Source organism: Mycobacterium intracellulare ATCC 13950 (assembly GCF_000277125.1).
Classification (GTDB): domain Bacteria; phylum Actinomycetota; class Actinomycetes; order Mycobacteriales; family Mycobacteriaceae; genus Mycobacterium; species Mycobacterium intracellulare.
The window spans coordinates 5,053,487-5,075,177 of the sequence record NC_016946.1; the positions used below are offsets into that span (position 1 = coordinate 5,053,487).

At 69.5% G+C, this 21,691-nt stretch carries 20 protein-coding genes; 14 read left to right on the forward strand and 6 right to left on the reverse strand.

Annotation, left to right across the window (positions count from 1 at the left end; all coding sequences use genetic code 11):
* Nucleotides 1-108 precede the first annotated feature (108 nt).
* The gene (locus OCU_RS48380) at nucleotides 109-1,473 is read left to right on the forward strand and encodes a 3-oxoacyl-ACP reductase (RefSeq protein WP_014381390.1); all 1,365 of its coding nucleotides are present in this window, start codon (nucleotides 109-111) and stop codon (nucleotides 1,471-1,473) included.
* 9 nt (nucleotides 1,474-1,482) lie between these two features.
* The gene (locus OCU_RS48385; protein ID WP_008261782.1) at nucleotides 1,483-2,325 is read left to right on the forward strand and encodes a MaoC/PaaZ C-terminal domain-containing protein; all 843 of its coding nucleotides are present in this window, start codon (nucleotides 1,483-1,485) and stop codon (nucleotides 2,323-2,325) included.
* A gap of 20 nt (nucleotides 2,326-2,345) precedes the next feature.
* Here the strand turns inward: OCU_RS48385 and OCU_RS48390 are convergent, their stop codons facing one another.
* The 3 genes from OCU_RS48390 to OCU_RS48400 form a co-directional block, all read right to left on the reverse strand.
* The gene (locus OCU_RS48390) at nucleotides 2,346-3,599 is read right to left on the reverse strand and encodes a chloride channel protein (RefSeq protein ID WP_036459866.1); all 1,254 of its coding nucleotides are present in this window, start codon (nucleotides 3,597-3,599) and stop codon (nucleotides 2,346-2,348) included.
* A gap of 25 nt (nucleotides 3,600-3,624) precedes the next feature.
* Complete coding sequence (locus OCU_RS48395) at nucleotides 3,625-4,269, reverse strand: TetR/AcrR family transcriptional regulator (RefSeq protein WP_014383448.1); 645 nt, start codon at nucleotides 4,267-4,269, stop codon at nucleotides 3,625-3,627.
* A gap of 302 nt (nucleotides 4,270-4,571) precedes the next feature.
* Nucleotides 4,572-5,723: a glycoside hydrolase family 3 N-terminal domain-containing protein gene (locus OCU_RS48400; protein WP_014381394.1), complete on the reverse strand. Its 1,152-nt coding sequence runs from the start codon at nucleotides 5,721-5,723 to the stop codon at nucleotides 4,572-4,574.
* Between the two features lie 87 nt (nucleotides 5,724-5,810).
* Here OCU_RS48400 and OCU_RS48405 point away from each other — a divergent pair, with 87 nt between their 5' ends.
* The 8 genes from OCU_RS48405 (at nucleotide 5,811) to OCU_RS48435 (ending at nucleotide 16,962) form a co-directional block, all read left to right on the forward strand.
* A complete protein-coding gene (locus OCU_RS48405; RefSeq protein WP_014381395.1) occupies nucleotides 5,811-6,005 on the forward strand; it encodes a DUF2613 family protein in 195 nt (64 codons plus the stop codon).
* 86 nt (nucleotides 6,006-6,091) lie between these two features.
* Nucleotides 6,092-6,265: a DUF2613 domain-containing protein gene (locus tag OCU_RS50795; RefSeq protein WP_007769006.1), complete on the forward strand. Its 174-nt coding sequence runs from the start codon at nucleotides 6,092-6,094 to the stop codon at nucleotides 6,263-6,265.
* 58 nt (nucleotides 6,266-6,323) lie between these two features.
* Nucleotides 6,324-10,532 carry a DUF3367 domain-containing protein gene (locus OCU_RS48410; protein ID WP_014381397.1) on the forward strand — a complete coding sequence of 1,403 codons (4,209 nt, stop codon included), beginning with the start codon at nucleotides 6,324-6,326 and terminating at the stop codon, nucleotides 10,530-10,532.
* Nucleotides 10,533-10,630: 98 nt separating this feature from the next.
* Nucleotides 10,631-12,079, forward strand: coding sequence for a lipase maturation factor family protein (locus OCU_RS48415; RefSeq protein ID WP_026071135.1), 1,449 nt, complete (start codon nucleotides 10,631-10,633; stop codon nucleotides 12,077-12,079).
* A gap of 238 nt (nucleotides 12,080-12,317) precedes the next feature.
* The gene (locus tag OCU_RS48420) at nucleotides 12,318-13,322 is read left to right on the forward strand and encodes an ABC transporter substrate-binding protein (RefSeq protein WP_008261807.1); all 1,005 of its coding nucleotides are present in this window, start codon (nucleotides 12,318-12,320) and stop codon (nucleotides 13,320-13,322) included.
* Nucleotides 13,323-13,944: 622 nt separating this feature from the next.
* On the forward strand, nucleotides 13,945-15,207 hold the full coding sequence (locus OCU_RS48425) for a PPE family protein (protein WP_014381398.1): 1,263 nt from the start codon (nucleotides 13,945-13,947) through the stop codon (nucleotides 15,205-15,207).
* 14 nt (nucleotides 15,208-15,221) lie between these two features.
* Nucleotides 15,222-16,592: a PPE family protein gene (locus tag OCU_RS48430; protein WP_014381399.1), complete on the forward strand. Its 1,371-nt coding sequence runs from the start codon at nucleotides 15,222-15,224 to the stop codon at nucleotides 16,590-16,592.
* A 19-nt stretch (nucleotides 16,593-16,611) separates the two neighbouring features.
* Nucleotides 16,612-16,962 (forward strand): DUF732 domain-containing protein, encoded by a 351-nt coding sequence (locus OCU_RS48435; RefSeq protein WP_009957651.1) that lies wholly within the window; start codon nucleotides 16,612-16,614, stop codon nucleotides 16,960-16,962.
* A 24-nt stretch (nucleotides 16,963-16,986) separates the two neighbouring features.
* On the opposite strand, the gene OCU_RS48440 is transcribed toward OCU_RS48435, so the two are convergent.
* Both OCU_RS48440 and OCU_RS48445 read right to left on the reverse strand, forming a co-directional pair.
* Nucleotides 16,987-18,141: an NAD-dependent formate dehydrogenase gene (locus OCU_RS48440; RefSeq protein WP_009957650.1), complete on the reverse strand. Its 1,155-nt coding sequence runs from the start codon at nucleotides 18,139-18,141 to the stop codon at nucleotides 16,987-16,989.
* A gap of 109 nt (nucleotides 18,142-18,250) precedes the next feature.
* A complete protein-coding gene (locus OCU_RS48445) occupies nucleotides 18,251-19,162 on the reverse strand; it encodes a LysR family transcriptional regulator (protein WP_008261812.1) in 912 nt (303 codons plus the stop codon).
* Nucleotides 19,163-19,250: 88 nt separating this feature from the next.
* Between OCU_RS48445 and OCU_RS48450 the strand changes: the two genes are divergently transcribed.
* Nucleotides 19,251-19,463 carry a hypervirulence associated TUDOR domain-containing protein gene (locus OCU_RS48450; RefSeq protein ID WP_014381400.1) on the forward strand — a complete coding sequence of 71 codons (213 nt, stop codon included), beginning with the start codon at nucleotides 19,251-19,253 and terminating at the stop codon, nucleotides 19,461-19,463.
* 19 nt (nucleotides 19,464-19,482) lie between these two features.
* Entirely contained in the window at nucleotides 19,483-20,040 is a 558-nt protein-coding gene (locus tag OCU_RS48455; RefSeq protein WP_014381401.1) for a DUF488 domain-containing protein, read from the forward strand.
* A gap of 45 nt (nucleotides 20,041-20,085) precedes the next feature.
* Here the strand turns inward: OCU_RS48455 and OCU_RS48460 are convergent, their stop codons facing one another.
* Complete coding sequence (locus OCU_RS48460; protein ID WP_041787125.1) at nucleotides 20,086-20,790, reverse strand: helix-turn-helix transcriptional regulator; 705 nt, start codon at nucleotides 20,788-20,790, stop codon at nucleotides 20,086-20,088.
* A gap of 167 nt (nucleotides 20,791-20,957) precedes the next feature.
* Here OCU_RS48460 and OCU_RS48465 point away from each other — a divergent pair, with 167 nt between their 5' ends.
* Together OCU_RS48465 and usfY are read left to right on the forward strand one after the other, a co-directional pair.
* On the forward strand, nucleotides 20,958-21,395 hold the full coding sequence (locus OCU_RS48465) for a hypothetical protein (RefSeq protein WP_225331558.1): 438 nt from the start codon (nucleotides 20,958-20,960) through the stop codon (nucleotides 21,393-21,395).
* A 16-nt stretch (nucleotides 21,396-21,411) separates the two neighbouring features.
* Nucleotides 21,412-21,687 carry a protein UsfY gene (usfY, locus tag OCU_RS48470; protein WP_225336761.1) on the forward strand — a complete coding sequence of 92 codons (276 nt, stop codon included), beginning with the start codon at nucleotides 21,412-21,414 and terminating at the stop codon, nucleotides 21,685-21,687.
* Nucleotides 21,688-21,691: the final 4 nt, after the last annotated feature.

Genomic DNA, 21,691 nt, shown 5'->3' on the forward strand with positions numbered 1-21,691 from the left:
CGTCTGGGGCCATACTACCCACTGTTCTTACTCTGCAGTAAGTTCGTCCTCGATACGGTTGTGCTGTAGGCATACCCCGACTTCGCAAGAACATGGAAGGTAGCTCCGGTGGCTCCCAAGGTCTCGTCCGATCTGTTCTCTCAGATCGTCAACTCCGGTCCTGGTTCGTTCCTCGCCAAGCAGCTCGGTGTTCCCCAACCCGAGACGCTGCGCCGCTATCGCGCCGGTGATCCGCCGCTGGCCGGGGCGCTGCTGATCGGCGGGGAGGGCAGAGTCGTCGAGCCGCTGCGCGCGGCGCTGGACGCCGACTACGACCTGGTCGGCAACAACCTGGGCGGGCGCTGGGCCGACAAGTTCGGCGGGCTGGTCTTCGACGCCACCGGCATCACCACGCCCGAAGGGCTCAAGGGGTTGTACGAGTTCTTCACCCCGCTGCTGCGCAACCTGGGCCACTCGGCCCGCGTGGCGGTGGTCGGCACCACGCCCGACGGCGCCGCCAACCCGCACGAGCGGATCGCCCAGCGCGCGTTGGAGGGCTTCACCCGCTCGCTGGGCAAGGAGCTGCGCAACGGCAGCACGGTCGCGCTGGTGTACCTGTCGCCGGACGCCAAACCCGCTGCGACGGGCCTGGAATCGACCATGCGGTTCATCCTGTCGGCCAAGTCGGCGTACGTGGACGGCCAGGTGTTCTATGTCGGGGAGGCGGACTCCACACCGCCGGGTGATTGGGAACGGCCGCTGGACGGCAAGGTCGCCATCGTGACAGGCGCGGCCCGCGGCATCGGCGCGACGATCGCCGAGGTGTTCGCCCGCGACGGTGCGCGCGTCGTCGCGATCGACGTCGAATCGGCCGCCGAGGCGCTGGCCGAGACGGCCAGCCGGGTGGGGGGCACCGCGCTGTGGCTCGACGTCACTGCCCCCGACGCCGTCGACAAGATCACCGAGCACCTGCGCGAGCATCACGGCGGCCACGCCGACGTCCTTGTCAACAACGCCGGGATCACCCGCGACAAGCTGCTGGCCAACATGGACGATGCGCGCTGGGACGCCGTCTTGGCCGTCAATCTGCTTGCCCCGCTGCGCCTTACCGAGGGGCTGGTCGGCAACGGCAGCATCGGCGAGGGCGGCCGGGTGATCGGCCTGTCGTCGATGGCCGGCATCGCGGGCAACCGCGGCCAGACCAATTACGCCACCACCAAGGCGGGGATGATCGGCCTGACCCAGGCGCTGGCCCCGGAGCTCTACGACAAGGGCATCACCATCAACGCCGTCGCACCGGGATTCATCGAGACCCAGATGACGGCCGCCATCCCGCTGGCCACCCGCGAGGTCGGCCGCCGGATGAACTCACTGCTGCAGGGCGGCCAGCCGGTGGATGTCGCGGAGGCCATCGCCTACTTCGCCAGCCCGGCCTCGAACGCGGTGACCGGCAACGTCATTCGCGTATGCGGCCAGGCCATGCTGGGCGCATAGGAGAACGTGATGAACCAGCCAAGCGGCCTGAAGAATCTGCTGCGCGCGGCCGCGGGAGCCCTGCCGGTGGTGTCCCGCGGCGGCGGACTGCCCACCCGCACGGTCACCATCGAGGAACTGCCCATCGACCGCACGAACGTCGCCGAGTACGCGGCGGTGACCGGCCTGCGCTACGGCAACTGCGTGCCGCTGACCTACCCGTTCGCGCTGACCTTTCCGGCGCTGATGTCGCTGGTGACCGGGTTCGACTTTCCTTTCGCCGCAATGGGTTCGGTGCACACCGAAAACCACATCACCCAATACCGCCCCATCGCGGTCACCGACACCGTCGGCGTGCACGTGCACGCCGAGAACCTGCGCGAACACCGCAAAGGTCTGCTGGTCGACCTGGTGACCGATGTCAGCGTCGGCAACGACACCGCGTGGCACCAGGTCACGACCTTCCTGCACCAGCAACGCACCAGCCTGTCCGACGAACCCAAACCGCCCCCGCAGAAACAGCCCAAGCTGCCGCCACCGCCCACCGTGCTGCGCATCAGCCCGGGCCTGATCCGGCGCTACGCCGTCGTCGGGGGCGATCACAACCCGATACACACCAACCCGATCGCGGCCAAGCTGTTCGGATTCCCCACCGTGATCGCGCACGGAATGTTCAGCGCCGCAGCCGTATTGGCCAACATCGAGGCCGCCATCCCGGACGCGGCTCGGTACTCGGTGCGCTTCGGCAAGCCGCTGGTGCTGCCCGCGACGGCCGGTCTCTACATCGACGAAAACGACGACGGCTGGGACCTTTCGCTGCGCAACATCGCCAAGGGATACCCGCACCTGACCGGCACGGTCCGGCCGCTTTAGCTTCTACCGGTGGCGACCGGCTAGCCGGCGTGCGTCGAACCGCGCCCGCAGGCAAGCACTTTCAGCGCGTGGGCGGCGGTCGCGGTCAGCAGGAACAGCGCAAACAACCACAGCGGCGGGCGGGCGAGTTCCCACACGAAGATCGCCGCCCAGATCGGCGAGCCCTGGGTCACCGCGAGCACACCGGCGGCCCCGGCCAGCGACACCGCCGGCACGTGCAGGTGCGTCCCGCTCGCCCAGTTGATCGCCAGCACCAGCGCCGCCCCCGCCGCCGCGCCGGTGGCCAGCGACGGCGTCAGCAGCCCGCCCGTACCCCCGGCGCGCAGGAACAACGCTGTCAGAAGGGGTTTCAATGCCAGGATCGCCAGCGCGGACACCAGGGTCATGCCGCTGGCCAGGCTGACCGTCAGGATGCTGCGGCCGTTGCCGGGTAACTCGGGCCACCAATGCGAGCAGACGCCCATTACCAGGCCCGCCCCGGCCAGCGCCGGGATCAGCACCCAGCTTCGCACCGGGCGCGGCGGCCGCGCCGCGGCCATCAACCGGTTGAAGGCCCAGCCCGCCGCGAAAGCCACCGGCGCCAACAGCAATCCGTGCGCTGTCAACAGATAGGTCGATTCCTCGATCGGCCACTGCAGGTTGGGTTGATCGCGCGTGATGGCCGAGCCGATGGCGACCGCCAGGCCGGAGGACAGGAACGCCGCGCCCACCGCGCGCGGGTGCCAGGTGCCCAGCAAGATCCGGATCGAGAAGAGCGCCCCGGCCAGCGGGACCGCATAGACCGCGCCCAGCCCCGCCCCGGCCGCGCAGGCCAGCAGGATCTCGCGGTCGCGCCCGGAGAGCCGCTTGAGCCATCCGGTTCCCAAATCGCTTAGCGCCGCGGCGAATTGGCGTGGCGCCCCTTCCCTGCCGAGCGATGCTCCCGACCCGACGAGCACCACCTGCAGCATGGCGTCGATGCTCCACGAGAGCCGCGGCACGCGTTCTCGGCGGGCGATGGTTTCCGCCAGCGGCGGCACGTCCGTGCGGTGCCGCAGCAGCCACCACCCGAGCGCGGCCAACGCGGCGCCGATCATCGGGCCGACCACGCGGCGTATCGGGCTGCTGGCGGCGACCCCGGCCAGCAGGGTGCCGAAGCTGTAGTGGTAGGTGGCGTGCTGGACCGCCCGCAGCACGAGCGTCGTCGCCAACCCAGCGACGCCGGCCAGCAGCCCGACGATGACGACCGCGCAAAAGAAGTCGAGGTTGCCGCGGTCCGTGCGGGCGACGGGCATCGGGGCCACCTGACGAAAGAGGGGTCTAGTCGCCGGCGGCGTCCGAGCCGTCCGGCTGGGACCGGGCCGCTTCCCGCTCCTCCGGTGAGCCCTTGAGGCCGTACCAGAACAGGTCGATCATCAGCTGGGCCGCCTCGTCGACATCGATATCGCCGGTGGACAACCGATTGGCCACCGCCTCGCCGGCGCCCACCAGCGCCACGGCCATCATCTCGTGCTCGATGTCCGGCCGCGGCGCGCGGCTGCCGGCCCGCATCAGCCCGGCGACCAGGTCGATGATCTGCTCGCGTCCCTCGCGCACCATGTGGGCGAACGCCTGCGAGCTGGTGGCCTGGGTGTACATCACGATCCACGACGCCCGGTTCGCGTCGATGTAGCGCATGAACGACGCGATCGTGTTGCGCAGCATGTCATTCGGGCTCTGCCGAAAGTCGATGTCGGCGCGCAGCACGTCGATGAACCGGGTCATTTCCCGGTTCAGGCAGGCACCGAACAGGTCCTCCTTGGAGCCGTAATACAGGTACAGCATGGGCTTGGAGATCTGCGCCTCGGCGGCGATGGCGTCCATCGAGGTCTCGTGGTAGCCGTTGACCGAGAACATCTGCACGGCGGCGTCGAGCATCTGCTGCTCGCGCACGGCGCGCGGTAACCGCTTGGTACCACCCGCCATCGCTCGCCTCTCTAGCCCGTCTATCTGACTCAAGAGTAAGCAATGCGCCCGGGCCGCACAGCACTAGTGCCCACGGCGGCAACCCGCTTCGCCCGGGGTGGACGATGCGGCGACCCGCTTCGCCGGCTTCGCCTTGGCCCGTCTTCGCCGCCGCGCCTTGGCCCGTCGAGTGTGAATCGTTGGCTTTCGGTGTGAATCTGCGGCGGCGACACGCCGATCGGGCGCGCCGCCACTGCACACTCAAAGCCGTCAGTTCACACTCAAGGTTGCGGCGGTCGGCCCGGCCGCGCTCGCGATCGCCGCTAGTGCCCGCAGGTCGGGCCGGGGCCCTTCATCTTCGCCACCCGCACCAGCGCCTCGTCCACCCGGCGTGCCGGCAGTTCGCCTGAGGCGACGGCCTTTTGCAAGCGGTCCAGCACCGCGGGCACCTCGTCGGTGGTGACCCACAGCGCGACGTCGACGCCGGCCAACAGGCTGCGCAGCACCGCCTCCGACACCCCGTACCGGTCGGAGATGGCGGCCATGCTGGACAGGTCGTCGCTGAACACCGGGCCGGTGAACGGCGGACCCTTGTAGCCGACGCCGTTTCGCAGCAATTGCACCGCCTCGGGGCTCAGGCTGGCGGGGACATCGCCGGTGAGGCCCGGGACCTGCAGGTGGCCCACCATCACCGCGACCGGCGCCGCGGCCACCAGCGACCGGTAGGGCACCAGGTCACTGGTCTGCAGGTCGGCGAGCGGCGGCGTGACCACACCGCCGGTGTGCGAATCACCCGAGCCGTGCCCGTGCCCGGGGAAATGCTTGAGCACCGGCAGCAGCCCGGCGTCGCGGAGGCCCCGCGCGTACGCCCCGGCGTAGTCGGTCACCGTCTGCGGGTCCGCGCCGAAGGAACGGTTGCCGATGACGGCGTCGTCGTCCTCGTCGCTGACGTCGACCACGGGAGCGAAGTCGACGGTGATGCCCAGGTCGCGCATCTTGCGGCCGCGGTCGGCGGCCAAATCGTGGACCTGCTGGACGGTTTGTGTCTGCGCCAGCTCCCGGGCCGGCGGCGACGTCCCGATCAGGGTCTTCAGCCGCGACACCCGCCCACCCTCTTCGTCGACGCTGACCGCCAGCGGCAGCGGTCCCGCCTTGGCGCTGATGTCCGCCAACGGCCCCTGGAAGATTGCGAGGTCGGTCCAGCTGCCGATGAAGATCCCGCCGACGTGGTAGCCGTTGACGACGGCCCGGGCGTCGTCGGCGTTCTTCACGCCCACCATCAGGAGTTGGGCCAGCTTGTCGCGGATGCCCAGCGCGGCCGGCACCGCCGCCGGGTCGGCGCACACCGGGGGCGCGGGCGCGGCCGCCGGCTTGCTCGACGTCGACGAGTGGGCGGGTGGCGCCGGGTGGTGGCCGCAGCCGGCCACCAGCGCCGACGCGGCCGCGAGCACGGCGAAGGTGCGCGAAAATGCCATCGGGCCATGCTTTCACAGGGGGGCGTTTCGTCCCCGTCCCCAGGGGGCACAAGCGGTAGGTTGCCCATCAGGGGAGGTCAGCAGGCGATGAGCGGTTTCACGGTGGCGGCCGCGGCCAGCATCGCGGCGGGGTTGGCCGTCGGGATCGCGACGACGGTCGGCATCACGCTCGCGGTGGCCGACGACACCGCCGTCCCGGCGCAGGCGCCGGCGCGCCCGGCGTTGCCCTATCAGGTGCAATACGGCGACCGCTGTTTCCACGGACACTGTCTGCACTGGTGACGAGCGCTCGGTCGAACGCTCTTCTGCTAGGTTGGCGCTAGGTTGAAGTCACGACCGCAAGCCCCGCAATTACCCAGGAGCCGTCGATGAACCGGATCGTTGCGCCCGCGGCAGCGAGCGTTGTGGTTGGCCTGTTGCTCGGCGCGGCCGCGATCTTCGGGATCACGTTGATGGTCCAGCAAGACACGAAGCCGCCACTCCCCGGGGGCGATCCGCAGTCGTCAGTGCTCAACCGGGTCGAGTACGGCAACCGTAGCTAGCGGCGAGGTAGGGGCAGCGCGGCCGGAGCCCGCGGAGACGACCCTCACTTCGTCGGCTGTGTCGCGCCGCTGGTTGTGGTTGGTCGGCGCGATCGCGCTGGCGTTGACGTTCGCCCAGTCGCCGGGGCGGATCTCCCCCGACACGAAACTCGACCTGACCGCCAACCCCCTGCGATTTTTGGCGCGCGCGACCAACCTGTGGAACAGCGAGCTGCCGTTCGGGCAGGCGCAGAATCAGGCCTACGGCTACCTGTTTCCGCACGGCACCTTTTTCCTGATCGGTCACGCGCTGGGCGTGCCCGGCTGGATCACTCAGCGGCTGTGGTGGGCGCTGCTGCTCACAGCGGGCTTCTGGGGGCTGATGCGCGTCGCCGAGGCGCTGCGGATCGGCAGCCCGGCGTCGCGGGTGATCGCCGCGGTCGCGTTCGCGCTGTCGCCGCGGGTGCTGACCACCCTCGGATCGATCTCGTCGGAAACCTTGCCGATGATGCTGGCGCCCTGGGTGTTGCTGCCCACGATCCTCGCGTTGCGGGCGTCGACGGATCGGTCCGTGCGAGCGCTGGCCGCCCGGGCGGGCCTGGCCGTCGCGCTGATGGGCGCGGTCAACGCCATCGCGACACTGGCCGGCTGCCTGCCCGCGGTGATCTGGTGGGCATGCCACCGACCGAACCGGCGGTGGTGGCGTTACACCGGGTGGTGGCTGCTGGCGCTGCTGCTAGCCACGCTGTGGTGGGTGGTGGCGCTGGTGATGCTGCGCGCCATCAGCCCGCCGTTCCTGGACTTCATCGAATCCTCCGGCGTGACAACGCAATGGTCGTCACTGACCGAGATGTTGCGCGGGACCGACAGCTGGACCCCGTACGTGGCGCCCAACGCCACCGCGGGCGCCCCGCTGGTGACGGGGTCGGCGGCCATCCTGGGCACCTGCCTGGTCGCCGCGGCCGGGCTGGCGGGGCTGGCCTCGGCCGCCATGCCGGCGCGTGGCCGCCTGGTCACGATGCTGTTGGTCGGGGCGGTCTTGATGGCCGTCGGCTACAGCGGCGGGCTGGGCTCTCCGGTGGCGCACGCGGTGCAGGCCTTCCTGGACGCCGGCGGCGCCCCGTTGCGCAACGTGCACAAGCTGGGGTCGGTGATCGGCATCCCGGTGGCGCTGGGCATCGCCCACCTGCTGGGCCGGATACCGCTGCCGGGCGCCGCCCCGACGCCGGTGTGGCTGCGCGCGTTCGCCCACCCGGAGCGCGACAGGCGGGTGGCGGCCGCGATGGTGGTCCTGACGGCGCTGATGGTCAGCACCTCGCTGGCGTGGACCGGTCGGCTGGCGCCGCCGGGGACGTTCACCGCCATCCCGCCGTATTGGCATGAGGCCGCCGACTGGCTCACCGAGCACAACACGGGCGCCCCCACACCCGGGCGGGTGCTCGTCGTGCCGGGGGCGCCGTTCGCCACGCAGGTGTGGGGCACCAGCCACGACGAGCCGCTGCAGGTGCTGGGCAGCAGCCCGTGGGGGGTGCGCGATTCGATCCCGCTGACCCCGCCGCAGACCATCCGGGCGCTGGATTCGGTTCAGCGCCTGTTCGCCGCCGGCCGGCCCTCGGCGGGATTGGCCGATACCCTTGCGCGCCAAGGCATTTCCTACCTTGCGGTGCGCAACGACCTGGATCCCGACACGTCGCGCTCGGCGCGCCCGATCCTGGTGCACCGCGCCGTGGACGGCTCGCCGGGGCTGCGGAAGGTGGCGCAGTTCGGCGCCCCGGTGGGGCCCGGCACGCTGTCCGGCTTCGTCGCCGACAGCGGGTTGCGGCCGCGCTACCCAGCGGTCGAGATCTACCGGGTCACCGGCGGCGGTGACGTCAGCGACCCCGCCACGCCCTACCTCGTCGACGCCGACCGGCTGGCCCGCGTCGACGGCGGCCCGGAAGCGTTGCTGCGCCTGGACGAACGGCGGCGGCTGCTGGGCCAGCCGCCACTCGGCCCGGCGCTGCTGACCGCCGACGCGGGCGCCGCCGGGCTGCCGCTGGCGCCGGGAGCCGGCGTGACCGTCACCGACACCCCGGTCGCCCGGGAGACGGATTACGGTCGGGTGGACCAACATTCGTCGGCGATCCGGGCCCCCGGCGACGCGCGGCACACCTACAACCGGGTGCCGGACTATCCCGTCCCGGGCGCGGAGCCGGTGGCCGGCGCGTGGACCGGCGGGCGGATCACCGTGTCGAGCTCGTCGTCGGATTCCACCGCCATGCCCGACGTCGCCCCGGCGACCTCCCCGGCCGCCGCGATCGACGGGGACTCCGCGACCGCCTGGGTGTCCAACTCGCTGCAGGCCGCCGTCGGCCAGTGGATGCGGATCGATTTCGACCACCCCGTGACGAATGCGGCAATCACGTTGACCCCCAGTGCAACCGCCGTCGGCGCCCAGGTCCGCCGCATCCTGATCGAAACCGCCACCGGCAGCACCACGCTGCGGTTCGACGAACCGGGCAAGCCGCTCGCCGCGGCGCTCCCCTACGGTGAAACGCCGTGGGTGCGGATCACCGCCGCGGGCACCGATGACGGGTCCGCCGGCGTGCAATTCGGCATCACCGACCTGACGATCACCCAGTACGACGCGTCCGGGTTCGCCCACCAGGTCGACCTGCGGCACACCGTGCGGGTGCCCGGGCCGCCCCCCGGCGCCCCGATCGCAGGGTGGGACCTGGGCTCGGAACTGCTCGGCAGGCCCGGCTGCGCCCCGGCGCCCGACACCGTGCGCTGCGCGCCGTCGATGGCGCTGACCCCGGAGGAGCCGGTCAACTTCAGCCGGACGTTGACCGTGCCGGCGCCGGTGTTGGTGACCCCGACGGTGTGGGTGCGGCCCCGGCAGGGCCCGAAGCTGGCCGCCCTGATCGCCGAGCCCAATGCGACTGTCGCCCAGGGTGATTCGGATGCAGTCGATGTGCTGGGCTCGGCCTACGCGGGCACCGACGGCGACCCGGCCACCGCCTGGACGGCGCCGCAGCGGGTGGTGCAGCACAAGACCCCGCCGACGCTGACGCTGAGGCTGCCTCGACCCACCGAGGTCACCGGGTTGCGGCTGGTGCCCAGCCGGGCGGCGCTGCCCGTGCGTCCGACGATGGTGGCCGTCAACCTCGGTGACGGCCCGCAAGTGGCGGCGGTCAAGGCCGATTCAGGCGGGGCGCAGACGCTCGCGCTGAAGCCCCGGGTGACCGACACGGTGACGCTCAGCCTGCTGGACTGGGACGACGTCATCGACCGCAACGCGTTGGGCTTCGACCAGCTCAAGCCGCCCGGGCTGGCCGAGGTGGCCGCGCTCGGCGCCGACGGCAACGCGATCGCGCCCGCCGACGCCGCCCGCAACCGCGGCCGGGAGATCTCCCTCGGGTGCGATCGCGGCCCGGTCATCGCGGTCGCGGGCCGGTTCGTGCACACCGCGATCCACACCACCGTCGGGGCGATACTGGACGATCAGCCCCTGGCGGCGGTGCCGTGCGACCGCGATCCGATCGCGCTGCCCGCCGGCGACCAGGAGCTGCTGATCAGCCCGGGGGCGCAGTTCGTCGTCGACGGGGCCCAACTGTCGACCTCGCGGGCCCCCGAAAGCGCGCGGGCCGAACGTCTTTCGTCCTGGCGGGCATGGGGACCGGCCCGGCGCGAGGTCCAGGCTCCCCCGTCGGCCACCCCCCGGGTGATGGTCATCCCGGAAAGCATCAACCCCGGCTGGGTGGCGCGCACCGGCAGCGGGGCCCGGCTGACGCCGATCGCCGTCAACGGCTGGCAGCAGGGGTGGGTGGTCCCCGCGGGCGACCCCGGCACCATCACGCTGACGTTCGCCTCCAACCCGCTCTACGGCGCGGGACTGGTGGTGGGACTGGCCTTGTTGCCGCTGCTGGCGCTGCTGGCGTTCTGGCGCACCCGAACCCGCGACGCGGGCGCCCCCACGCAACCATGGCGGCCCGGGGCATGGGCGGCGGTCCCGGCGCTGGCCGCCGGGGCGCTGATCGCCGGCGCCGGCGGCGTCGTCGTGATGGGCGCCGCCCTGGGGTTGCGCTACGCGCTGCGCGCCCGGCGCTGGGAACGCCTCGCCCTGGTGGGCAGCGCCGGCGGGCTGATTGTGGCCGGGGCGGCGTTGTCGCGCCAGCCCTGGCGCTCGGCGGACGGCTACGCGGGTCATTCGGCGAACGTCCAACTGCTGGCGCTGGTTTCGCTCGCGGTGCTGACCGCCTCGGTGATCGTCATGCCCGACCGGGAGCGCCGGCCCGGCGACGAATAGTGCCGAATAGTTTTGGCGCGTAGTGGCTACCCCCGTTTATCGGCTGATTGACTGGATATGCGGTCGGTGCGACAGCCGCCGATCGGGGAGTGAGCGCCATGACCTGGTTTTCCGCGCCCGAATACTGGGTGGGCAGACTGGTCCTCGAGCGCGGCGCCGCGGCGATCTATCTGCTGGCGTTCGTCGCGGCGGCCGCGCAATTCCGCGCACTCATCGGCGAACACGGGATGCTGCCCATTCCCCGGTTTGTGGCGGCGCAGTCGTTTTGGCGCACGCCGAGCATCTTTCATCTGCGCTACTCCGATCGGCTGTTCGCGGCGGTCGCCTGGTTCGGCGCGGCACTGTCGGCGGCCGTCGCCGCCGGCGTGGCCGACGCGGCGCCGCTGTGGGCCGCGATGGCGATGTGGCTCGTGCTGTGGGTGCTCTATCTGTCGATCGTGAACGTCGGGCAGACCTGGTACTCGTTCGGTTGGGAGTCGTTGCTTCTCGAGACCGGGTTTTTGATGATCTTTCTCGGCAACAACGACGTGGCGCCCCCGGTGCTGACGTTGTGGATGGTCCGATTGCTGTTGTTCCGAGTCGAATTCGGTGCGGGGCTGATCAAGATGCGCGGCGATCCGTGCTGGCGCGACCTGACGTGTCTGTACTACCACCATGAGACGCAGCCCATGCCCGGGCCGCTGAGCTGGTTCTTCCACCATCTACCCAAACCGCTGCACCGGGTCGAGGTGGCGGGCAACCATTTCGCGCAGCTGATCGTGCCGTTCGGATTGTTCGCGCCGCAGCCGGTGGCCAGCGTGGCCGCGGCGATCATCGTCATCACGCAGCTGTGGCTGGTCGCGTCGGGCAACTTCGCCTGGCTGAACTGGGTGACGATTCTGTTGGCGTGCAGCGCCATCGACGACGCGTCGGTCGCGTCGCTGCTTCCCGGGGGGCTGGTCCCGGCGCACGACGGCCCGGCGGCGCCCGCGTGGTTTGCGGTCCTGGTTGCCGCGGTGTCGGCGGCGGTGCTGTTCATGAGCTACTGGCCGATTCGGAACATGTTGTCGTCGCGCCAGCGAATGAACATGTCGTTCAACTCATTTCACTTGGTGAACACCTACGGGGCCTTCGGCAGCATCGGGCGGATCCGTCGGGAGGTGGTGATCGAGGGCACCGACGATGACCAGCTCAGCGACCAGACCGTCTGGCGGGAATACGAATTCAAAGGCAAGCCGGGTGGGCCGCGCCGGCTGCCGCGACAGTGGGCCCCCTATCATCTGCGCCTGGACTGGCTGATGTGGTTCGCCGCGATCTCGCCGGGCTACGCGCAGCCCTGGCTGCGGCCGTTCCTGCAGCGGCTGCTGCGCAACGACCGGCCGACCCTGCGTCTGTTGCGCCACAACCCGTTCCCGGATGCGCCGCCGCGGTTTGTGCGCGCCCAGCTCTACCAGTATCGCTTCACCACCCCGGCCGAGCTGCGCCGAGACCGGGCGTGGTGGCATCGCGCCCTGGTGGGTGGCTATGCGCCGCCCATGACGTTGTCGACACCTACCACCACCAATTGAGGCCAATCTCGGCGTCACCGGTCGTATCGGCCAGGACGCGACGCAAGGCCGCGTGAACCTCCTCTAGGCGCGGTTGCGTTCACGGAAATTCAAACCGTTGTCCGCCCAACCGATCTGCCATAGCCTCGCCTTCCACAGCGCCGCAGCCTTGCCTGCGCGAATCCCGTGCCAACCGGCCCCGTCCCGGGTACCGCACCGACGTGCTCAGCCAGCTCGGTGTCCTGATCTGAGGAGCTCGATGTCGACACGACGCCATACCGCGCTACTGCTGGCTGCCATCGCTCTGCTGCTGCCGGCGTGCGTCTCCCGCCAACAGGCCGCCGGCCCCGGCGCGGTGCCGGACCGAGTTCCGCTGTCACAGCTGGCCGACCTGACTCTCAAGGTCGGCGATCAAAAGAGCGTTGGCACCGAAGCCATGCTGAGGGCCGCCGGCGAGCTGCAGAACCTTCCGTACCGGATCGAATTCTCCACCTTCACCTCGGGACCACCGATGGTCGAGGCCGCCGCCGCCGGCAAGATCGATTTCGCCATCACCGGTGACACCCCACCGATTTTCGGCGCGGTCGCCAACGCCCGCATCAAGGTGGTGTCCGCATTCGACGGTGGGGGCCCCGGCGATCAGATTCTGGTTCACGCCGATTCGCCTATTCACTCCGTCACCGACCTGCGAGGCAAAACCATCGCGCTGGCCAAGGGCAGTTCGGCGCACGCCAATGTGCTTGATCAGCTCGACAAGGCCGGACTCAAACCCGACGACGTCCACCTGGTGTTCCTGCAACCGGCCGACGCCCTGTCGGGATTCCGCAATGGCCAGGTCGACGCGTGGGCCGTGTGGGATCCCTATACCGCGCAGGCCGAACAGCAACTCCCGGTGCGGGGCCTGGTCACACGCAAGTACAAGTACTCGTTCGGGATCGCCTCCGACCAAACGCTGGCCGACGCCAAACGGAACACCGCCCTGGCGGATCTGCTGGCGCGATACACCCGAGCCGCGGTCTGGGCGCGCGAGCACCCGCAGGAGTGGGCCGCTCAGTACGCCGGGTCCGCCGGCATCGACCCCGCCGTCGCCGCCGTCGCGCAGGGGCGCACTCTGCGACAGCCGATCCCCCTCGACGACACCGTGATTGACGCCGAACAGCGCCTCACCGACCTACTGGCGGCGGCGGGCCAGATCAAGTCCGCACCGCGCTTCGGCAACTGGGTGGATCGTCGCTTTGCCGCCACCGCCGCCGAAACTCACTGACCCGCATGAGGTGGGACTTCTGATGACGAGGCCAGACCGCCCCGCGATAGTGGGCGCGGCAAGGCCGACGTAGTGGTGTTCGCATCGGTTGACGCCGCCGGGGCGGCCGGCTCAGGCACCGGAGGCTGTGGAGCGAAACAACATTCGCGGTCGTCGCTGCGCCGGTGATTCCGGGCCGCGACGGCGACGTCGTGTTGCCAGTGGACTCTGGTCAAGCGCACGCGGATGACCGCGCCCGGTGCGGGGCAGCGAATTTTGGATGGTGAGATTTTTATTGAGGAAACCCCCTGGCACGCTCATGTTTGCCGGGTGTTGATCGTGTTTTCACTCTGGGACGTGTACGAATTCGCCCGAGGTAGACGGGGCTATCGGCGCCTTGCCAATCAAACCGCTGCGTTGCAGGCCTTGCCATTCGAACGCGGTGTTCCCCCGGCGTCGGCCTGCATTTGCCACGAGCTCTTCGGGCAGAGCTGGCTAGTCTTCTGAGCACCCGAACATTTCAAGCAACTGGCATCCACTGGCGGGTGCCGACCGAAGTTGCTCAATGTTGTTGAAGACCAACCTTATCGGCAAGGACGAGCGCGGGGTCCGTGGTGTTCGCGGCCGGAGGCGGAGGAAACAAATGGAATTCGGAGCGTTACCGCCGGAGATCAACTCCGGCAGGATCTACTCAGGCCCCGGGCCGGCCCCGTTGTTGGCCGCCGCGGCCGCCTGGGACGGATTAGCGTCCGAATTACGCGCCACGGCAGCGTCTTACGGGTCCGTCGTCGCAGAGCTGAGAACCGCGTGGAATGGCCCCTCGTCGACGTCAATGGCGGCCGCGGCCGCGCCGTACGTCGCGTGGCTGATCGGCAGCGCCGCGCAGGCCGAGCAGTCGGCCAGTCAGGCGAAGGCGGCGGCGGGCGCGTATGAGGCCGTCTTCGCGGCCACGGTGCCGCCGCCGGTGATCGCGGCCAACCGGGCGTTGTTGGCGACACTGGTCGCGACCAACATCCTGGGCCAAAACACCCCGGCCATCGCGGCCACCGAGGCCCAGTACGCCGAGATGTGGGCCCAAGACGCGGCCGCGATGTATGGCTATGCGGGTTCCTCGGCGGCCGCGACTCAACTGGCCCCGTTCACCACGCCGCCGACGACCACCGACGGCAGCGCGGAAACCAACCAGGCCGCCGCGGTCGCCTCGGCTGCCCAGTCCTCGGCGAGTTCGAACGTGGAATCCGCGGTCTCCCAGGCGCTCTCGCAGGCCCCGGCCGCGGCACAAACCGCGGCGACGGCGACGGCGACGACGTCGCCGGGAGTGTCGCTCGGTCTCGGGGAAGCCACGGGGGGCCTGAAGAGTTTCAACAGCTTCCTCAGCACCCTGACCGGGCCCTACTCGCCGCTTGGGGTCGCAGACGCGGGGAAGGGTTTTTATCAGCTTGCGCTCAACACCAAGGCGATGGGCGGCAACGTTCAAAGTGTCGACCCCACACTGCATCCCAAGGGTCTCCATGGGGTTCTGGCCCCGTTGCTGCACAGCGATCTGCTGACCGGCTCCACCTCCTTTCAGGCGCCGAGTGCGGGAACGGTGTCGGCGGCGGTGGGTCGTGCCGGTGTCGTCGGATCGTTGTCGGTTCCCGCGAACTGGGCCTCGGCCGCGCCCGCGATCAGGACCCTGGCCGCCGAGTTGCCCGAGACGATGCTGGACGCCGCACCGGCGATGACGATGAGCCCCGGCCAGGGCCTGCTCGGCCCCACCGCCCTGTCGAGCCTGGCCGGACGCGCCGTCGGGAGCAGCGCCACCCGCGCGGTGGCCGGGCCGGCGGTCCGGGTGCCCGGGGCGGTGGCCGTTGATGACATCGCCACCACCTCCACGGTCATCGTGATCCCGCCGAACCCGAAATAAGGAAAGGCACCGCCATGGTTTTCACCGATTTCGCAGCGCTCCCACCAGAGGTCATCTCCACCCAGCTCTACGCCGGCCCCGGCGCGGCGCCCATGCTGTCGGCGGCCGCCGCATGGCAGGCGCTGGCCGCCGAATTGCATTCCACCGCATCCTCGTACGGCGCGGCGATCTCCGAACTCATCGGCGAGGACTGGCAGGGCCCGTCGTCGGACTCCATGGCGTCCGCCGCGGCACCGTACGTGAACTGGATCTCGACCACGGCGGGCCTCGCTGAGCAGACTGCCGCCCAAGCCCAGGCCGCGGCCAGTGCCTATGAGGCCGCGCTGGCCTCCGTCGTCCCGCCCGCGCTGATCGCCGACAACCGCACCCAGCTGGCAGCGCTGCAGGCGACCAACCTGTTGGGGCAAAACGGCGCGGCGATCGCGGCCACCGAAGCCGAATACGCCCAGATGTGGTCCCAAGACGTCACCGCGATGTTCGGCTACGCCGCCGCCTCCCAGTCCGCCGGGGAGCTGGCGCCGTTCGAGCAGGCACCCGCTGTCAGCAAGGACACCGGGTCGGCGGCTCAGGCGAGCACCACGGCCGCCGCGGCGTCGAGCTCGTCGTCCTCGTGGATGCAACAGCTGCAGGACTACGTCAACTCGCTTACCACGGGATACACCCAATCGTGGCAGAAGCTGATCGAGGGCATGACCGGCAGTAAGGAGGTCGCGCCGCTGTGGGAGGCGCTGTTTTCCAGCGTCAAGGGCGTCGGCGGGCAGGCCACCTGGACCAACGTCGTCGGCGCCAGTGGCGGCCTGGGCGTCTCGGAATGGAAGGGGGCCTTCGTCTACGCCCCCTGGAGCGCCGGCTTGCCCAAAGCGTCGCTGGGCGCGGGTCTGGCCTCCCCCGGAGGCCTTGGCGCCGGCGTCCCGGTGCGTCCCGTATCGGCGGTGCTGGGCACCGCGCCGACCGTGGGAAAGCTGTCGGTGCCCTCGAGCTGGGCCACCGCCGCCCCCGCCATCCGGCTGGCCTCCACCGCACTGCCGGCCACCAGCGCGGCCGCGGCCGCCGCGGCGGGTTTCCCGGCCGAGCTGGTCAACGACGCCACCCTGGGCAGCCTGGCCGGCGGTGCACTCGGCGGCCCCGCCGCCCGCGTCATCAACACCACCACCGGGATCCAGACCCGCGCGATCGCCGGCCAGCGCCGCACCCAACCGGTCAAACTCGACCGCATCATCGCCCAACTACAAGAAATGCCCGACCAGGTGCAGCACTGGAACGTCGACGAGGCCGGCCTCGACGACCTGGTCGCCCAACTCAGAACCACACCCGGCGTGCACGCCGTGCACGTCAACGACGAACCGACGCCCGCCGCCGCACACCCCGAATCCCAGCTGGGATAACCACACCGAAGGAGGCTCCATGACACGGCTGCTCGCGCTTCTCACCGTATCGCTGGGCATCACGCTCGCGGCACCCGCACACGCCACGCCGGGCGAGGACGAGGCACCCGCCGATGACAACAACGGATCCTTCCTGTCCGACCTCCACACCGTCGGGATCAGCTTCAAGGACCCCGGCCAGGCCGTCGCCGCGGGAAAGTCGGTGTGCGGCATGATCACTCGCGGCGTATCCGGCCTGCAACTCCTCACCGACATCCGCGACAACAACCCCGCCCTGACCACCAACGGCGCCGCCCAATTCGCCACGATATCGGCGAAGGCCTACTGCCCCGGGCAGCTCGAAGAGAGCAAGGGCAAAGGCGGGGGCTGAGCGCCAACTGGCCGATGCCCGCGACTACTTCTGGTAGGACAGCGCCCCGGTGCCCGCGAGCCTGCCGCCCTCGACGATCAGGTACTCCGGACGGATCGGCGTGCCGGCGAACCAGCTTTCCAGGATCTCCCGGGTGCCGGCCGCGTAGCGCGCCTGCGCCGACAGGGTCGTCCCCGAAACATGCGGCGTCATCGCGTTATTCGGCATCGTCCGCCACGGATGGGCGACCGGCGGGGGCTGCGGGTACCACACGTCGCCGGCGTAACCGCCGAGTTGCCCGCTGCGCAGCGCGTCGGCGATCGCTTCCGGGACGGTCTCCTCGGCGCGGGCGGTGTTGACGATGTAGGAGCCACGCCGCATCGTCGAGATCAGCTTCTCGTCGAACATCGCGCGGGTGTCCGCGTACAGCGGCGAGTGGATCGAGACCACGTCGACCGCCCGCACCAGCTCCTGCACCGTGGGATGGAACGTCACGTTCAGTTCCTTTTCGACCTCCGGTGCCAACCGGCGGGTGTCGGTGTAGTGCAGGTTGACGTCGAACGGCGCCAACCGGCGCAGCACCGCACGCCCGATCCGTCCGGCGGCGATCACACCCACGTCCATGCCCTCGAGGTCGTAGGCGCGCTCGACGCAGTCGGCGATGTTCCAGCCGCCCTCGACGGCCCACCGGTGGGACGGGACGAAATTGCGGACCAGTGCCAGGATCTGCATCACCGCGTGCTCGGCGACGCTGATGCTGTTGCTGTAGGTCACTTCCGCCACGGTGATCCCGCGCTCCTTGGCCGCATCCAGATCCACGTGGTCCGAGCCGATGCCGGCGGTCAGGGCCAGCTTGAGCTTGGGCGCCTTGGCGATGCGCTCCTTGGTCAGGTAGGCCGGCCAAAACGGTTGCGAGATCACGATTTCGGCGTCGGGCAACGCGCGTTCGAACTCCGAGTCGGGTCCGTCCTTGTCCGACGTCACCACCAGTTCGTGGCCCGCGTCTTCGAAAAACTTGCGCAGCCCGAGGGCGCCCGACACGCAGCCAAGCAACTCACCGGGCGTGAAATCGATCGTTGACGGAGTCGGCACGGTGCTGCCGTCGGGATATCCGTGGATCGTCGGGATGCTGTCGCGCGCGTAGGCCGGCGGGTATCCGTCGACGGGGTCGGGATAAAGCACCATCACACACTTGGCCATTGAATTCTCCTTAACTGGCGATCAACCCCAGTCTCACGGCGCGGCCACGGGCTGTCCAAGACGCGATTCCGACTGGCTGATAGGCGACGCCGATCAGTGGAGACGGGGGCTAGGACCGCTCGGAGAGCGTGGCGCCGATGCGGGCCTCGCGCGCGGTCCGCCGCAACGCCCGCGCCAGCAACGAACCCGGCTCGGCCCGGTTGGTGACCAACGCGATCAGCGCGGTGACCGAGGGCCGGCGCAGTCGCAGCACGCTGGCCCCGGCGGGGATGCCCAGGGTGTGGATCCACGGTTGGGGCACGATGCTCGCCCACCGGCCGGTGCGCACGTGCGCGAACAACGCTGCCACGGAGTCGGTTTCCAGCTGCGGTGTCACCTCGAGGCCGTGGGTGGCCAACGCGTCGTCGATGACCCGGCGCCCGCGCATGCCCTGGGTGAGCAGGCACAGCGGCAGCTGCACGGCATCCGACCACGCGATGGTGTCCGACTCGCCGCCCAGCAGCTCGGCGGCGGCGATGAGCACCGGCTGTTCGTGGTAGAGCGGCGTGACCAGCAGGTCGGCCGTGTCCTGTTGGTCCGGATAGAGGATGCCCGCGTCCAATTCGAACTTGCGGACGCGTTCGACGATGCCGGCCGAACGCAGATTGACCTCGAGCCGGACCCGCACCAGGGGATGCGCGGCACAGAACGGATCCGTAAGCAGCGCAACGGTGGTCGATGCGGCCGGGACCACCCCCAGCCGCAACTCACCGGTCAGCCCGGCCTGCAGCGCGGTGACCTCCCGTTTGAGCGAGTCGCGGTCGGCCAGGATGCGCCGCGCCCAGGGCACCAGCCGCTCGCCTTCGGGGGTGAGGCCTTCGAACCGCTGCCCCCGCCGCACCAGCGGGACGTTGAGTTCGGATTCGAGCTTGCGGATGGCCTCCGACAGCGCGGGCTGCGACACGTAGCACGCCCGCGCGGCGCGCGCGAAGTGGCGCTCTTGCGCGAGCGCGACGAAGTACTCCAGCTGACGAAACAGCATGCGCCCATTCGACCACGCGCACGGTTACTCGTCGCAGTGGTGGGGGAACCCACGGAGCGAACCACAACGCACGCGAAGGAGGCGCACGGTGGCCAAACAGTTCGAGGTCGGGGACCACGTCCGATGGAATTCGGAAGCCGGTCACGTCAGCGGCATCGTGGTCAAGAAGCACACCCGCGACACCGAGTACAAGGGCCACAAACGGCACTGCACGAAAGACGACCCGCAATACGAGATCAGAAGCGACAAAACCGACCACGTCGCGATGCACAAGGGCGACGCCCTGGAGAAGATCGACTAGGACACGCCGCGACACCACCATGAGCGACGACGGCGAGATCTGGACGATCGGGCATTGGACATGCCCGGTGCCCACCTTCCTGGAACCCCTCGATCAGGCCCGCATCGACCTGCTCGTCGACGTGCGCGCCCAGCCCGGCTCGCGACGCAATCCCCAGTTCGGCAGTGCGGAGATGGCGCGCTGGCTCGGCGACGCCGGCATCGGCTACCTCCACCTTCCCGCGCTCGGGGGACGACGCGGCCGGCAAAGCGTCGACCCCACCATCAACGCGGGCTGGCAGAACGCCAGCTTCAAGAATTACGCCGATTACACCCTCACCGACGAATACCAGCGCGGCCTGGCGGAACTGATCACGCTCGCCCGCTCCCACCGCGTGGCGATCATGTGCGGTGAGCCCGTGCCGTGGCGATGCCATCGGCAATTGATCGCGAACAGCCTTGTCGCCCAGGGCTGGACGGTATGGCACCTCATCAGCGGATCCACGCCGCGTGAGCATCGACTCGGGCAATGGGGCGCCACACCCGTCGTCGACGAGCGCGGGCGGGTGACGTACCCGGCGGACGCCGGCGGTGCCTGAATGGCCCACTGAAGCAACGGGTTTGGCACGCGGCAGCGCCGTGAGCTAGTCAGCGCTTGCTGCGACCACCACACAGCACCGGCCCGGCGTCGGCTGCAGCCGGGCATCCAGGCAACGCGGGGTCATCGCGTCGACCATCCCGTTGATCAGCGCGTGGTTCATGCCGCAGGCCAATTCGGTCTGTTCCTGAGCCAGCGCATGGAACGGGCAGTTGACCAGGTACACGCCGTCGTCGTCGTGACCCGGTTCATAGCCATACTCCCGCAACAAGCGTGCCACCAGTTTCAGCGCCGCACGCGCGTCGGCCGGCCGCCGGCGGGCCGCGCTCAGCGCGCTCTCCGCGATGCTCCGGCCGTAGTCGTGGGCGTTGCGGTGCAACACCTCTACGACGGGCGCGCCGCTCTGCTGGGATTGGACGATGGCCCGGCCCATCAGCCGCCCGGCCAACTCGTACTGACGTTGCGGCAAACTCACGGCGATGTCGCGACGGACACGTCGGTACAGCTTCGAGGTGCGCCCCGCTCCCGGGCCGGTCCGGCCGGTCAACCGGGCGTAGTCACATTCCAGCAGGCCTTCGTCCGTCAGCCGGTCGAGATGAAACTTCGCCTGGTGCCGGGCGATTCCCACCACTTCGGCCGCCTGATCGCGGCTCACCGGTCCGGGCTGCGAACACACAAACTGATACAGCTCGTAGCGCACGGGGTCGGCGAGGGCGCCGATTCCGGCGGCATCGCGTTGCAGTTGGTCCATCGCGCCCACTTCTAAATCACAAGAGTCTTGACGTTACAGCGAATAATTTCTAAAGTTTAATTACTTATCTGTTAGTTTTCAGGAGCCGCCATGGTCACCTTGCCCACCAGCGCCGCCCACATCCATCGGTTCGACGATCAGGCTACCCGCGCGCATCGCCGACCACGATGCGATATCGCCGTGGTAAAGCGCCCGGTGTCGTGAAGCACTTTGTGCTCCGGACCGCCGCGCGGTCGGCCACCTGGACCATCGGGCTGGCGCTGGCGGCGAGGACCGTTCCCCACGTTGTGCTGACGGCATCGGGCCTCATCGTCGCCGTGGTGTTCTTCTCGGTAACGCAGACGACCCTGTCGGTGAAGATCTTGAAATTGCCCCATGGATACGCGTCGCTGCTGCTGGGCTGCACCGGGCTGACCCTGACCATCGGCGCGATGAGCCTGGCTTCGGTGTCGACGCACGGACTCAGCATCTACGGCGGCGCATCGTGGCTCGCCGCGACGGTCATGGTCTGGCTCGTGACGACGATCGGCGCGATCCTGCTGTTCGACGTCTACGTTCCCCGTGATATCGGCTTCCCCAAAGTTGCCGAGTCACTGCGGAATTGACCGACGAGAGGGAACCATGGGAGACACACATCACGACCCGACCGATCGTCATCGGACGGCGCATCCGCGCGCCGGTCTCACGATGAAGGACAACTTCTTTTGGCCCGGGTTCATTCTGCTGGGGGTCGCATTGTGCGGCATCATCGCCAGCTTGGCCGTCGCCGCCTACCAGCATTACGAATGGCTCAGCACGGTGGCGATCATCGCGCTACTCGCCACCGTCGCCGCAACCTTGTGGTTCGTTGTGGAACTTCGCCGGGTCACGCTGTTGGAGAATCAACAAGACTGGTAGCGGG